This is a genomic window from candidate division KSB1 bacterium (assembly GCA_034506255.1).
GTDB lineage: Bacteria > Zhuqueibacterota > Zhuqueibacteria > Zhuqueibacterales > Zhuqueibacteraceae > Coneutiohabitans > Coneutiohabitans thermophilus.
In genome coordinates, this window is sequence record JAPDPX010000004.1 from 254,872 (window position 1) to 269,258 (window position 14,387).

The 14,387-nt window shown below is 59.7% G+C and carries 12 protein-coding genes; 5 read left to right on the forward strand and 7 right to left on the reverse strand.

Translation table 11 applies throughout. From position 1 onward, the window contains the following. Positions 1 to 238 precede the first annotated feature (238 nt). Positions 239 to 1,165 (forward strand): proline dehydrogenase family protein, encoded by a 927-nt coding sequence (locus ONB52_09610; protein MDZ7416398.1) that lies wholly within the window; start codon positions 239 to 241, stop codon positions 1,163 to 1,165. 358 nt (positions 1,166 to 1,523) lie between these two features. Here the strand turns inward: ONB52_09610 and ONB52_09615 are convergent, their stop codons facing one another. Further along, positions 1,524 to 1,892 carry a helix-turn-helix transcriptional regulator gene (locus ONB52_09615; protein MDZ7416399.1) on the reverse strand — a complete coding sequence of 123 codons (369 nt, stop codon included), beginning with the start codon at positions 1,890 to 1,892 and terminating at the stop codon, positions 1,524 to 1,526. 131 nt (positions 1,893 to 2,023) lie between these two features. Between ONB52_09615 and ONB52_09620 the strand changes: the two genes are divergently transcribed. After that, on the forward strand, positions 2,024 to 2,770 hold the full coding sequence (locus ONB52_09620; protein ID MDZ7416400.1) for a type 1 glutamine amidotransferase domain-containing protein: 747 nt from the start codon (positions 2,024 to 2,026) through the stop codon (positions 2,768 to 2,770). A 579-nt stretch (positions 2,771 to 3,349) separates the two neighbouring features. Further along, positions 3,350 to 3,967 carry an NAD(P)-binding domain-containing protein gene (locus ONB52_09625; protein MDZ7416401.1) on the forward strand — a complete coding sequence of 206 codons (618 nt, stop codon included), beginning with the start codon at positions 3,350 to 3,352 and terminating at the stop codon, positions 3,965 to 3,967. 355 nt (positions 3,968 to 4,322) lie between these two features. Here the strand turns inward: ONB52_09625 and ONB52_09630 are convergent, their stop codons facing one another. The 6 genes from ONB52_09630 to ONB52_09655 all read right to left on the reverse strand — a co-directional run bounded on the left by ONB52_09630 (position 4,323) and on the right by ONB52_09655 (position 11,181). Beyond that, positions 4,323 to 5,183: a sugar phosphate nucleotidyltransferase gene (locus ONB52_09630; protein MDZ7416402.1), complete on the reverse strand. Its 861-nt coding sequence runs from the start codon at positions 5,181 to 5,183 to the stop codon at positions 4,323 to 4,325. Positions 5,184 to 5,948: 765 nt separating this feature from the next. After that, the gene (locus tag ONB52_09635; protein ID MDZ7416403.1) at positions 5,949 to 7,049 is read right to left on the reverse strand and encodes an ABC transporter permease; all 1,101 of its coding nucleotides are present in this window, start codon (positions 7,047 to 7,049) and stop codon (positions 5,949 to 5,951) included. A 42-nt stretch (positions 7,050 to 7,091) separates the two neighbouring features. After that, positions 7,092 to 7,826, reverse strand: coding sequence for an ABC transporter ATP-binding protein (locus ONB52_09640; protein MDZ7416404.1), 735 nt, complete (start codon positions 7,824 to 7,826; stop codon positions 7,092 to 7,094). Further along, complete coding sequence (locus ONB52_09645) at positions 7,816 to 8,739, reverse strand: ABC transporter ATP-binding protein (protein MDZ7416405.1); 924 nt, start codon at positions 8,737 to 8,739, stop codon at positions 7,816 to 7,818. Before ONB52_09645 ends, ONB52_09640 begins: the two co-directional genes overlap by 11 nt. 108 nt (positions 8,740 to 8,847) lie before the next feature. Beyond that, positions 8,848 to 9,738: an efflux RND transporter periplasmic adaptor subunit gene (locus ONB52_09650; GenBank protein ID MDZ7416406.1), complete on the reverse strand. Its 891-nt coding sequence runs from the start codon at positions 9,736 to 9,738 to the stop codon at positions 8,848 to 8,850. A 126-nt stretch (positions 9,739 to 9,864) separates the two neighbouring features. Further along, positions 9,865 to 11,181, reverse strand: a complete 1,317-nt coding sequence (locus tag ONB52_09655; protein ID MDZ7416407.1) for a TolC family protein — start codon at positions 11,179 to 11,181, stop codon at positions 9,865 to 9,867. A 51-nt stretch (positions 11,182 to 11,232) separates the two neighbouring features. On the opposite strand from ONB52_09655, the gene ONB52_09660 reads away from it, so the two are divergent. Together ONB52_09660 and ONB52_09665 are read left to right on the forward strand one after the other, a co-directional pair. Further along, entirely contained in the window at positions 11,233 to 11,889 is a 657-nt protein-coding gene (locus ONB52_09660; protein MDZ7416408.1) for a hypothetical protein, read from the forward strand. Between the two features lie 565 nt (positions 11,890 to 12,454). After that, positions 12,455 to 13,450 carry a dihydrodipicolinate reductase gene (locus ONB52_09665; protein MDZ7416409.1) on the forward strand — a complete coding sequence of 332 codons (996 nt, stop codon included), beginning with the start codon at positions 12,455 to 12,457 and terminating at the stop codon, positions 13,448 to 13,450. Positions 13,451 to 14,387 lie beyond the last annotated feature (937 nt).

Genomic DNA, 14,387 nt, shown 5'->3' on the forward strand with positions numbered 1-14,387 from the left:
CTTTGCTTTTGAGGTAACAGTTTCGATTTACAGCAGCCAACCTCCCCTCTCCCTGTCAAGAGAGGGGAGGTGCAAGCCTTCCTCTGACTCGCTTTTTTCCTTCTCTCTCACGAGCTGGGGCTGGGGGGAAGCGGGTCGTTTAGCATCAACAGATCTAACTTAACGTTGCCAAGAAAAAGACATCATCGGAACCGCAGTGTCGCTGCGGAGAGAGACGTATTGGAAGGGAGGGTATACGATGAGTTTCGCCCGCAATGCCTTGTTGTGGATTTCAGAGAATCGCACGCTGCGTCAAAAGCTGCCACGCTACGCCTTTGTCCGCCGCGCCGTGTCGCGTTTCATGCCCGGCGAAGCATTGGCCGACGCCCTGCAGGCCGCGGCGAATCTGCGCGAAAAAAAGATTGGCACCATTTTCACCCGCCTGGGCGAAAATGTGTCCAACGCCGCGGAAACCCACGAGGTGACCGAGCACTATCTCGCGGCGCTGCCATTGATTCAACAATGCGGACTGGATGCCTGCATTTCCGTGAAACTGACCCAGCTCGGATTGGACGTTGATGAGGAGTTGTGCCGCCAGAATCTCTCGGCCCTCGTTGCAGGGGCGGCAGCGGTGGGAAACTGGGTGTGGATCGACATGGAGCAAAGCGCCTATGTCGAGCGCACGCTGGCGCTCTATCGGCGGGTACGCACGCAGCATGCAAATGTGGGTGTTTGTCTGCAGGCATATCTCTACCGCACCAAAGATGATCTCGCCGCCTTGCTGGAGATCGCGCCGGCCATTCGTTTGGTGAAGGGCGCCTATCGCGAACCTGCCGCGATCGCCTTTCCCCGCAGGGTCCAGGTCGATGCCAATTTTCTCGCCCTCGCTGAGATCCTGCTTGCCAATGTGAAACCGCGGGGGGTCAGCGTGGGCATTGCGACGCACGATCAGGTTCTGCTCCACCAGACGCAGCAAATGGCGGAGGCCTTCGGCCTGACCCCGGCCGACTATGAGTTTCAATTGTTGTACGGCATACAAACCGCAGAACAACTGCGCCTCGCTGCCGCGGGCTATCGCGTGCGCACGTTGATCAGTTATGGCAGTTATTGGTTTCCCTGGTACATGCGCCGCCTGGCGGAGCGGCCGGCAAATCTTCTCTTTGTCTTGAAGAATCTGTTTTCATGAAGCGAGACCAAACGCAGCGTTTGACAAGATTGAATCCCGGGACTGCTACAACCAGTAACACAGCCATACCTCAAGTCCCTTGCTCGAAACGATTCGACCCGACGAGACCGAACCGCAAAGCGAAGGACAACGCCCCGGAGAATTCGTGGTCAGAAAGATGCTCCCCTCTCCTTGATGCGTCATTCAACGCGCACGCCGGAATGACGCCTTTTAGGTTGAATGTTGCTTGATGCTCAGGACTGCGGCCGTGAAATTTTGCATGTGGTTCCGTCGGGATCAATTGACAATCCCAGGCGGCCGCGAGTGTGCGGCAAGGCTTCACGAAGTGATCCCGGGTTTCCCGCAGCGGGAAATGCCCTCATACCGCTGTTTTTACCGCTCCCTGTTGTTTCAGCAGTTTCACGATTTTGGCATGATGGGTGACGCCCCAGCCGGCAATGCTCTCGAGAATTGGTTTGAGTGTGCGGCCAAACGGACTCAAGGCATATTCGACGCGGGGCGGCACTTCGGCGTAGACCGTGCGCGCCACCAGACCATCCTTCTCCAATTCGCGCAATTGCTGCGTCAGCATTTTCGCGGTGATGCCGGGCAGCGCCCGTTTCAGCTCGCCGAAGCGCACGATCTCCTGCTGATGCAACTTCCACAAGATGCGCGGCTTCCACTTCCCGCTGATCAATTCCAGGCTGGTTTCCACCGGGCAGGCATGAATGCGGCCAAGGCAGCTCATGGCACTCCTCAGTATCATTTTGGATAGTAGGTACCGAAAAAGTGCATACTTGATGAATCGAGATCATTTTAATACATTGCGCGCAACAAATCAAGCTCGTTGTCTGCACCTTTCTCTGGAGGACGATGCGCATGAGCGCGAACATTGATGTCTTGAACCCTGACCAACCGAAGCGCGTGTTGATGGTCGTGGCCAACCCCGCGGTTTCGCAAACCACCGGCTGGCCCATTGGTTTTTGGGCGGCCGAATTGACCCACCCGTATTACGAGTTCACCGAAAAGGGCTATCAGGTTGAGATTGTCAGCCCGCAAGGCGGCAAACTGCAAATCGATTCGTTCAGTGATCCGCGCGATGCCAGTGGCTACTCAGCGCATGATCTGATCAGCATGGGCTTTTTGAGCACTCCGCGACTCGCCGCGCTGCTGGACGAGACCCGGAGCATCGCTGCCGTGAAAATCGCGGACTATGACGCGCTGTTTCTCGCCGGCGGCCAGTCGCCGATGTACACTTTCATCAACGACACGAAACTGCACCAGTTCGTGGCCGATTTCTATGAAGCCGGCAAGGTCGTGGCCATTGTGTGTCATGGCACCTGTGTGCTGCTGAAAACCAGGCTCTCCAGTGGCAAGCTGCTCGTCGAGGGCAAAACCTGGACGGGCTTTGCCAATTCCGAAGAGCAGTTTGCGGACGCGTTTGTCGGCAAGCGCATTCAGCCGTTTTGGATCGAAGATGAGGCGAAGCAGATTCCCAACACCAACTTCATTGTGAGCGGCCGCTTCAAGCCGTTTGCAGTGCGCGACGGCCGCTTGATCACCGGGCAGCAACAATATTCCGGGGCCGCCGCGGCCAAGTTGGTGATCGAAGCCTTGGGGGTGTGATGAGCGTTGGTCGTGGCGCCTTCAGGCGCAGTGCCGGATGAGCCTTGAACATCCGCAGGCACTGCGACGAATGACGCTTGCACTGCCACCATCACGCACATCTGAACTTCGGCAGCAGCCCATCTGCAGCGGGAGCTGCCACCACTCAGGCTGCACAATACTCGCACGCAGTTGTTCGAGTTTGAATGAACAGTCTATTTGAGAGGTTGGTGGTCAGGAACCTGTGCAGGAATGGGCGTTGCGCCTGGCGGTTCACCAGGCCATAAGACGCTCAAAGGTGGAGTAAGACTTTGAAAGTTTGTGGCCGAATGATTCATCGGCAGAACGATTTGAAGTAATTCTGTCGAGAGATTATCCTGTCAAAGCTTTTTTGGCGAGGCTCGGTAACTTCGGCGCATTGCGGTGGAAGAACTTCATCGCTAATGGTCACCGAAGATACCGAGTTTCGCGGAGCCGTTATTTGCTGCTGCGCAGAAGCTCTGATTCGCAGCTTGCCTGCAAAGCAGGGTAGTCCGCTACTGGATAATAACCGTGGCGGATGTACTGCCTGAGGTCACAATTTACTTGCAAGAGGCCATTATGAAGATCGCTGTCATTGGTGCCGGTAATGTTGGCGGCGCACTGGCTCTGGCTTGGGCGCGGGCCGGCCATGAAATCGTTTTGGGTGTGCGAAATCCCGAGGATCACGAGACCAAAGCGCAGGTCGCGGCACACCAGAATATCACTGCTGCCACCGTGCCCGAGGCAGCGAACGCCGCCGGGATCATTCTCGTTTCGGTTCCGGTTGCGGCGATCATCGACGTCGCCCGGGCGCTGGGAGAGGTGAAGGACAAGGTCATCATCGACGCGACCAATTCAGTGTTTCAGAAGCCGGCGCCTTATGCGCATGGCGTGGAAGCCTTCAAAGCCGTGACCCGGTGCGTGGACGTGGTCAAATGCTTCAACTCCACCGGTTTCGAGAACATGGCCGATCCGCGTTATGGCGAAGTCAGCGCGGACATGTTTGTTGCCGGCAGCAGTTCAAAAGGCAAGGAAATCGCGCGGCAGCTCGCGCTGACTGCCGGCTTTGCGGAATGCTATGATTTTGGCGGAGATGACAAAGTCGCGCTGCTCGAGCAGTTCGCCCTGGCGTGGATCAACCTGGCGATCATGCAAAAGTATGGTCGCAGTATGGCCTTCAAAATCCTGCGGCGCTAGCCTGCGCGACTGCGCGGGATGACGTGGACGTTCCCCATGCCAGCTGCTCGCGAAGAGCGCTGGCCCAGTTGATGAGGAGCAGGGTTGGATGCAGAGTTCCAAAGGTCTCGGCAGATTCAACGCCGAGCGAATTCAGCCGTCAGAGGAGATGGAGGTTACTGACTTTGGAGGGCGCATTAGTTCCGACCTTGGCGGAACCAGTGTTTTGTGATCGTTTGTACGACGCGGAGGCGCAGTCCGTCTGCCACGACACAGCCGTGGAAAGGGCCTCGCCAATGTGTCAGTCGAAGTGAATTGAGCAGGCACCGCATCCCTCCAATTTACCCCAAACAAAAATTTCACCGGCGGCAGGGACTTACGCGCCGGAATATTCCCGCTCCAAATATTTCCAGACCACTGGGATGTCGGAAGGCGTCGTCAAGTCCGGCACGTGCTCGGCACGGGGCAGAATGAGCACCGGCCGGCCATATTGCTGCACCATCAACATGACCGCGGCGGGCAGTTCCTTCTCCTGGCGCAGCGGGTGGAGCGGCACTTCGGCCAGGCAGGGCAAAATGTCATCGTAGGCGAGACGAAAAAGGTTGATACTGACACCCAGCCGGCCGCCGGCATCGGCCAGGCGGGCGAGCATCTCCGGCGCCGGCTTCTCGATGATATTCTGCAGGAAGCCGGCGGCATCCTTTTCGATCACCGCGAATTGTGCAATGCGTTCGAGCGGAAACTGCAGCGCAGTGCGCTCATACGCGATCATGGCATTGCCCTGCGGCACCTGCCGCAATTGCTCCAGGGCAGCGACCGAGTAGAGATTGTCACTGTTGCACACGGTGAAGGTCTGTCCGCGCCAATCCGGACGGCTGTGCAAGCCATGCCAAAGTGCATCGGCAGTGCCCAGTGGCTTTGACCGGCCGGGCGGGATCGGTTGCACGGCATATCCAATTTTGAGGTGATCGAACTGGCGCGCGCCACCCTGTTCGTAATACTCGCGAATCGCCCGGTCGTTTTCACCGACGACGATCACCACCTCGCGATAGCCGGCGGCGGCAATGTTGTGCAGCAGATAATCGAGAAAAGGGCGGGCCTGCCGGTCGACGCTGATCATGGTTTTGGGTTTGGTGGCGGCCTGGTGGCGCACAGCGGCCGGCAGCATATCGGCGGCGGCGTTTTTCATGCGCGAGGAAATTCCCGCGGCGAGGATCACGAGGTTGGGCTGGCTCATACTCACTCTCCTGCTGCGCGAGCTGTGCTGCGCCAGACCTGCACGGGGGGCAGGCCACCCGTGTCAGGGCACAGCCATTCTCGCGATGAAGTCATGCTCCTCTGGGTGGTCGTTGTGCGATGCGGGCGGCTTGCGCACGGGCCAATATGCCACCCGAATTGCTGAAAAGCAAGTGGCCTGCCATGCACGGTTTTGGCAGGGCATGAGGCGCGGGACTGGGCGCAGCAGGAAAAGCCCGGTGGAAGCAAGGCTCAGTTACGGGTGGGGACGCAGCGCGGACCTCCTGGCTGCAGGAAAAGGATGGGCCGCAGCGGCTGCGGGCGCCGGCATTTGCCAGTCTTCGAAGGACTGATTGAAGGTGGTGATGTAAAGTTCGAAGCAGGGATTGCATTTTTTGAGATGCCTGCGGATGCGCACTTTTTCGCTTCCAAAAACGGCACCCGCCAGGTATGACGCAAACTCCCGGCTGCCCAGGCATGCGTCACGGGAACATTCCAACATAATTGCCTCCTGTGAGTGTGTCCCGGTTTTCCAGACACCGGAGGCGGAAGAATTTCTTGCAAAAATTGCCCTGCCGCGGGCGGTTTGGAGTGCGGCAGCCCCCGGGGGCTGCCGAATGCCTCGCCGGCTGTGTGGTCGTGCTGCAGGCATTTTGCCGGGCATTGCAACGCCCGATTGGGCAGAAGCCCTGCGCCGGGGAGGATGCTTGCAAGGGGACAAGCCCTGAAGGGGCTTCCTCCGGCCGGCCAACTGACGCCGGTGCAATCAAGTTTCCAGCGTCATTTTGAATTTGCGGACGCTGATCAGCAACAGTGACAGGCCAAAGCCGGCGAGTACGAGCAGGAAGGGCCAGATTTCGGCGAGGGTGTTGCCCTTCAGCAGCACGCCGCGAATGACGGGCAGGAAATAACGCGCCGGAACAATGTAGGTGACCCACTGCAGTATTTGCGGCATGCTGGCGATGGGAAAAATGAATCCGGAAAGCATGACGGTGGGCAGCAGCGAGGCGAGCAGCGCCGCCATCATCGCCACTTGCTGGGTGCGCGCCGCCGTGGAGATGAGCAATCCCAGCGCCAGCGCCACGAACACGAACAGCAGCGCCGCCACCAGCAGCAACACCAGGCTGCCGCGGATCGGCACGTCAAACCAGAAACGGGCAACCAGCAAAATGAGAAGACCGTCCACAAACGCCAGCAGGATGTAGGGCACGACCTTGCCCGCCACGATTTCCAGCGGCTGCACCGGCGAAACCAGAATCTGTTCCAGCGTGCCGGTCTCCTTCTCGCGTGCGATGGTGACGCTGGTGAGCAGCGCGGAGATCATCATCAGGATCAAAGCCACCAGCGCGGGCACGAAAAAGTAGGAGCTTTTGAGCGCGGGATTGTAGGCGATGGTGGCGCGCACTTCGAAGGGCAGATCCCTGTTGCGTTCGAGATTGTAGGTCTGCAGGATGGCGGTGGCATAATTGCGGATGTTGAGCGCGGTGTTGGAGTCGCTGGCATCGATCAACAACTGCACCGTCACCGGCGCCGGCTGCGCCAGGCGGGGGGCAAAATCGTGCGGGATGATCAGGGCGAGTTTGGCCCGGCGCTGCTGAAACAGTTTCTCGATTTCCGCCCTCCCGCCGCCACAGTCGGTCACCGTGAAGAAACGGCTGCCGGCAAAAGCGCGCACCAGCTCACGGCTCGCCGGTGTGTTGGAATGATCGCAGACCACCATGCTGATGTTTTGAATCTCCATGTTGATGGCATAGCCGTACATCAGCAGCATCACCACCGGCATGGCAAACACGATCACCAGCGTGCGGAAATCGCGCCGGATGTGGATGAACTCCTTGCGAATGATCGGCAGGATGCGGGCGGACATGGTTCGGGGGACAGTTCTCAGGTTCCGGGGATCAGGGAGCGCTTACTTGTCCACCAGATGAATGAACACCTCCTGCATCGAGGCCTTCTGGTGTCTGTGTTTGAGCGCCTGCGGTGAGCCGAGCGCGATGATCTCGCCCTGATACATGATGGAAACGCGGTGGCAGTATTCGGCCTCATCCATGTAATGCGTGGTCACAAAGATGGTCTTGCCCTGCTGCGCCATGTGATGAATCAGGTCCCAGAAATTGCGGCGCGCTTCGGGATCGACGCCGCCGGTGGGCTCATCGAGAAAGACAATGGGCGGATCATGCAGCAGGGCGCAACTGAGCGCCAGGCGCTGCTTGAAGCCGAGCGGCAGGGCGCGGGTGGGCATGCCCGCCTGCCGTTCCAGCCCCAGCTCGTGCAACAGACGGCTGCGCTGCTGCTTCAGGGTGGCACGCGGCAGGCCGTAGATCCCGCCGAAAAACTCGATGTTTTCCGCGGGCGTCAAATCTTCATAAAGCGAAAACCGCTGGCTCATGTAGCCGATGCGCTGCTTGATCTGTTCATTTTCTTTGAAGATGTCGAAGCCCGCCACCCGGCCGCTGCCGGAGGTGGGCAGCAGCAGGCCGCACAGCATGCGAATCGCCGTGGTTTTGCCCGCGCCGTTGGCGCCCAGAAAGCCGAAAATTTCGCCGGCCCGCACCTGCAGGTCGAGGTTTTTCACCGCGACGAAATTGCCGAAGCGTTTGGTGAGGGCGTGCGTCTCGACGATGCAGGCAGGCTCAGGGTTCATTTTTTTTCATCAACACCATGAACGTGTCTTCCATGCCGGGCGCAATGGCATGCATGTGGCTAATGGGATGCGGCGCCGCGGCGATGATTGCGGCAATGCGGCCGGCGCCCAGCGGTGCGGCAAAGCTGACATGCAAACGATCGCCGAACAGTTGCACCAACCGGCTGTCGGGCGTGTGCTGGAAATACGGCACCAGCCGTTGAGGAGTGTCCGTGACGACCTCATAGAGCGCGTAGGGAAAATGGCGGTTGATCGCCGCCGGCTCATCCAGCGCCAGCAACCGGCCGCGGTGCAGGAAGGCGACGCGATGGCACAACCGCGCTTCATCCATGTAGGGCGTCGAAACCAGAATGGTCACGCCCTCGGCGCGCAACTGCTGCAGGATTTCCCAAAACTCCCGCCGGGAGACCGGATCAACGCCGGTGGTTGGTTCATCGAGCACCAGAATCTGCGGCCGGTGAATCAGCGTGCAGGAGAGCGCGAGCTTTTGCTTCATGCCGCCGGAGAGCTGGCGTGCCAGTCGGTTTTTGAACGGGGCAAGCTTGCTGAAATGATAGAGCTGCTGCAGCCGCTGCTCGCGCTCGGCGGCCGGGACGCCGAACAAATCCGCAAAAAAGCGCAAATTTTCCGCCACGGAAAGATCGGGATAAAGCGAGAAGCGCTGCGGCATGTAGCCGAGAATGCTGCGAATCTGCCTCACCTCGCGGCGTACATCATGGCCGGCCAGCCGCATCTCGCCGGCCTCCAGCGGCAGCAGGGTGCAGAGCGTGCGCATGCAGGTGGTTTTGCCGGCGCCATCCGGGCCGATCAAGCCGAACAACTCGCCGGCGTTGATGGCGAGCGAGAGATCGTCCACGGCGCGGAGGGTGCCGTAGTTCTTGCTGAAATGGCTGATGGTGATGAGTTCCGGCATGGCCACCTGGGGTCGGATTGCGATGGCGGGGCGCCGCCACGCGGCTCGTATGGCAGCGCGCCCCTTCCCGGCAGGCTACGGCGCCGAGCTGCCTCGACCGGCTGTGCCTCACCAGGCCGGCGGCAGCGTGATCGTCACCGGCATGCCATGCTTCAAGCGCTGCCCGGGATTGGGAATGGTGACTTTCACGGCATATACCAGCGCGGTGCGGCTCTCGGGAGTGAGAATATTCTTGGGCGTAAACTCCGCCCTGGGGCTGATCCAGCTCACCGTGCCGCGCAGCGTCTCCGTCACGCCGTCAGGACGGATTTCCGCCGGCTGGCCGATTTTGATCTTCGACAGAAACGTCTCGGAAACATAAACCTTCGCCCACATGGTGGAGAGATCGATCAGCTCCGCCAGGGGGGCATGCATGGGGATGGTTTCCCCGGCTTCATAGTAGCGCGTCGCCACCGTGCCGCTGATCGGTGCGGTCACGCTCGCGTCGTTGATCTGGCGCTGCAGCAGTTTGAGCTGCGCCGTCAGGCTGCGGTTGCGGCTGGCGAGTGACTGCTGGTTCTGCTGCGCCGCCTCCAGTGCCGTACGGGTGCGCTCCCGGGCGAGCTTCAAATCATCCAAGACCTGTTGCGAGGCGGCGTTTTGCTGAAACAACTCCAGGTAGCGGTCGTGCTTGGTTTTGGCATATTCGTAATCCTCGGCCGCCCGCCGCACATTGGTGGCCGCCAGGCGCTGCTGGATGGCCAGCTCTTCGAGACTGGCTTCGATTTGCTCGCGTTGATAGCCGAGCTTCTCGGTATCGATGACGGCCAGGATTTGCCCGCGTTCGACGACATCCCCCTCTTCGAAATTCACCTGCAGCAACAGCCCGCCGGTTTGCGCCGACACTTTGACGGCTGTGCCCTCCACAATCGCGCTGGCCTGAAACACCTCTTCTTCATTATTGCCGCAACCGGCCAGCCACAGCGAAACGACCAACCCACAAACCCCTGCCTTCTTCATATCATGCTCCTGGGAACAAAACCGCAGTGTCACACGCCACACTGCCGGTTGCGCCTGCGATCGAATTTGCGAGGCCCGTGACCGGCGCCCAAAACCGTGGCGGCTGGCACCGGCACCCGGCAATTGTCATTGCAACGGCACGCTGCCGCCGGTGGCGAGCTGCAATTCACTGTGCGCCAGATGGTATTGCACCAGCGTGCGCTGAAGCTGCAGCTCGGCGGCGCGCAGATCGTTTTCGGCCACGATGACATCGTTGGTGGTGGCCACGCCCTCGCGCTGGTGCACCGTGACAATGCGATAGCGTTCCTGCTGCTGCGCCACCAGGTGCTCGGCCAGCGCGATCTGGCGGGCGGCAAGCTGCAGGTTTTCGTAGCCGCGTTCGACTTCATGGCTGATGCTGGCTGTGAGCTCGCGCTCCTGCAGACTCAGTCGCGTGCGTTCGGCTTCCGCCTGCTGCACGCGGCGGTGATCCTGCCGGCCGCGCCACAAATTCCACTGCAGATTCACCCCCACCACGCCATATCGCATCCACTCATTGGCGACTTGATTGAGACCGGGCTTGGCATAGTGATAACTCGCCTCGGCGCTCAGCATGGGATAATAGGCGGCGGCAGCCAGCCGGCGAGTGAGCTCGGCGGCCCGCTGGCCGTTGCGCACGCTGGCCAGCTCCGGCCGGCGTTGCAGCGCGAGTTGGATGAGCTGCGCCACAGGCGGAGGGCTGGCGGCCGGCCGTGCCAGCGGCGCCTCCGCGATCGGCCGCACCACCGGGAGATCGAGCAGGCGCGCCATCTGCAAATCCAGCAACCGTTGATCGCGGCGGTTCTGATCCTGCTCGATGTTGAGTTGCAGTATTTGATTGTGAACCTGCAGCGTGTCGAAGGCCATCACCTGCGCGGCATGATACAGGCTGCGCATCTGTTCGAGTTGCACCCGCAGCCGGCGTTCACTCGCCGCCTGGATCTGCGCCTGGCGTTTGAGCGCCTGGGCTTGATAAAAAACCTGCTGCACCAGAAAGGTGGTTTGCTGCCGCAACAGCTCGCGGCGCAGCGCTTCGGACTGCATGGAGTTTTGCGCCAGTGCCACCTGGGTGCGCAGGCGGCCGCCGCTGAACAGTGGCTGGCGCAGGGCGAGAGCGAGATCGCTGCGGTCATGGCCGCCCAGCTCGATCTGAATCAAACGGCCGCCGGTAAGGCTGCGCGGCAGTTCGAATTTCGCCAGTTCATCGGTGTAGGAGGCCGTGGCGATGACATCGAGGCTGGGCAGGAGCTGGCCCCGGCGCAGGTCAACCTCCAGGCGGGCACTCGTCTCGCGCTGCTCCTGTTGTTTGAGTTGCAGATTGTTCGCGAGGGCAAGTTCGAGGGCTTCCTCCAGCGCCAGCGGCGTTTGCGCCGCCAGACCGCCCCCCAGCAGAAAAACGACCAGCGCACTCTGGGATATTTTCATTCCTCCTCACCTGGCAAATCGTCGATTCCCGGCGCGTTTACGGATGAAACCATGCGCCCGGCATTGTCAACCGTGTGGCTCGAGTTGTTCGCTTGCGCGGTGGGTGAACCGAAGCAACATTTTCCCCGCCCGCAGATTGCACACCGCATCCCATTTTTTTATGTGCAAAAGATGCTCGACCCCAGCAGGGCCCGGGGTAAAATTTCGCCCGCCGCAAGCATCGTTGGAATTGTGAGGCAACGGCCAAGTCGTTGCGGGAACAGTTTTGCAGGCGTTCGCGATTTCGCGATGGTCACTAAATACAAAAGCACGCGTGTGGAGTCAAGCACTTTCTTGTTGCAGCAGGAATGCCCGGGTTGCGTGTGGAACATGGTGCCGACCTCTTGTCCCATGCTGCCAACCCTTCGGAAAAGCAAGTCAATGGCGCGCAAAACAATTCAAAAGCAATCACGGAAAAATGAATGGCAAAAATACGCAGGCGGGTTTTCCTCAAAAACACTCTTGGCCCGTGCATTTTGCACCCGGATCGATCCGCGCCGCGAGCAATGCCGATTTGCTCGCGACGCCCAGCCCCACAGGGCGTGGGGCATAAAAAATGCAGGCAAACGTGCGGTCAACGCCGGCAGGAGTAACTTGTTGGCTTCTCATCAAGGAACTGCGCCAGATCATGAGAGATTGCCATGCCCGCATGGGCACTCATCAGAATGAAAATGAGCTATTCGTAATAGTGCTTTCAGGCACCGACCCTAAAGGGTCCACTACAAAAGTGGTAAATTCGACAGGCCACTCCCGACGGAGTTTGCCTTTTGAAGGGAGGGGCGCAGCTGCAGACACTTCGCTCCGCTGGAGCTGTTTTCCGGTGCCGCCATGAAATAAGAGGGAGGACAACCGGCAGTTCCGCTCGGCATGCCCTGTTCATGGCACGACCGAGATTCAAGCATCGATGTCAAGATCAAACCCCAAGATCCGCGCACGAAAACGAAGTCCCGCGAAAAACCCATTTTCGTGGGAGTGCATTTGCTTGGGAGAAAATACGAGCTGGCTTTGGCAGCAAACGGAAAAATTCCGCCCCGAAAAAGAAGCCCCGCCGAAAAGGCATGTGGGTGGGAGTGTATTTTCGTGAGGGATTGCCTGCAGCACCGGCGTGTTCACGTTGAGGTGCGCGCCGAATCGCAGGGGGGATGGCTTGCTTTTCGCTTTTTTGCTGTGTACTCTAAACGGCACAGGCGATGTCATTTCAGCAACGTTACTCACGATTAGGAAGGGATGAGTCATGGCGATTCGTGTGGTGCAGTTCGGCCTCGGCCCCATCGGCCAGGCATGTGTGAAGGTGTTGCTGCAGAAAGCAGGAGTGGAAGTGGCGGGCGCAATCGATATCGACCCGGCCAAAGTGGGGCGTGATCTCGGCGAGGTGTGCGGCCTGCGCCGGACCACCGGTCTGGTGGTGCGTGGTGACGCCGCCGCGGCTCTGGCAGAGTGGCGGCCGCAAGTGGTGGTGCACACCACCAGTTCCTTTCTCAATCGGATCGACGAGCAGCTTGCGACCATCGTGCGTGCCGGCAGCCACGTCGTCTCCTCGAGCGAGGAATTGTTTTATCCCTACGAGCGCGATCCGGAATTCTGCCGGCGCCTCGATGCCTTGGCGCAACAGCACGGTGTGGCGGTGGTGGCCACCGGCGTGAATCCGGGTTTTGCGATGGACATTCTGCCGCTCACCCTGACCGGCGTGTGCACCGCGGTGCGGGCCATCCGCATCACGCGGGTGGCGGATGCCAGCAAACGCCGCCTGCCCTTCCAACAGAAAATCGGCGCCGGCCTGACCCCGGCACAATTCCGCGCCAAAGTGCGCGCCGGCGGCTTTGGCCACATTGGCCTGCGCGAATCCGCGCTCACCATTCTCCGGCGCCTGGGCTGGCAGGCTGACCAGTTCATTGAATCGCTCAAGCCCGTGCGCGCGACACGGCGCATCACCACACCTTACCTGACCGTGGCGAAAGGCCAGGTCACCGGCATTCATCAAATGCTCAAATGCCGGCAGGCAGGCAAAGACCTGCTGGTGTTCGATTGGAAAATGTACGTCGGTGCACCGGAGAGTTTTGACCGGGTGGAGATCAAAGGCGAGCCGCCGCTCACCATGAATATTGCGGGCGGCATCTTCGGCGACACCGGCACGATCGGGGCGCTGGTCAACACCATCCCCAAAGTCCTGCAGGCGGCGCCCGGCTTGCGCACGACGGTCGAATTGCCGGTGCCGCATGCGTTTTTGTGAAGCTGCAGACCTGTCACGCCTCCCGACAGCAAAACGGACCGTCCGGTTTGCACCCGGTGTGAGTTTGATCCGCGCCGCCGGCGGGCTCACCACAAATCTGCCGGGCGGGAGAGACAGCAGCAGGCCGCTGCCATGCGTGTGATGTTCCAAAGGACGATCATGACCGCGAAGCTTTTCGGAACACAGATTTTCGCCGACGAATGCAGATGCAAAACCGCGGCGGTCATCAGCGTTCATCTGCGTCCAAAAATGTCACGAAAACTGCAATCATGGCACGGCCAAGCCATGGCAGAGCAAACAGGGAATTGGAAAAAATCCCGACCGCGAAGTTTTTTGAACCGCCAAGCCGCCAAGGAGACAAAGCAATGCCCGGCTGGCTCGTGGTTCAAATTTAGTGCGAAAATACTTTTGTGGTAGACCCTTCCGGGTCGGTGCCTGAAGGCATTACTACAAAAGCTCATTTCCATTCTGATGGGGGTCGCGCGTGGCACGTCAAATTACCCTCCCCAGGGCGGTTGGAGGTCGCAATCAAATCGGCATTCCTCGGGGGAAGGAAGCAATCCGGGCGAAAAATTCAGGTGGTGATTTTGTCAAAACTGCCACGTGTTTTTGCAGTGTGGGGGGATTGTTTTGCCGGAAAAGTCAATGGCATCGCACCCCAGGTCTGCCGCGAGGCGGCTTGCGCGCCGCCGCACGGCCCTGCGACATCACCAGATGCCGGAAATTTAGCTTGCATTTTTTTGCGGGCACCCTATATTGCATGCATCTTTGCATGCCACGCCAGGCAGGGCGCATTCACGGTGATTTTGGGGCAGGTGTGAAATGGCCAACTCATTCGCAAGCGCGTTTCCCCGGCTGAGCACTGAGGAGCCTGTATTTCATCTGACGAAATGAAAGCGGAGGGCCATTGTCCTGCGCAAGCGGGATCACCCCGGTG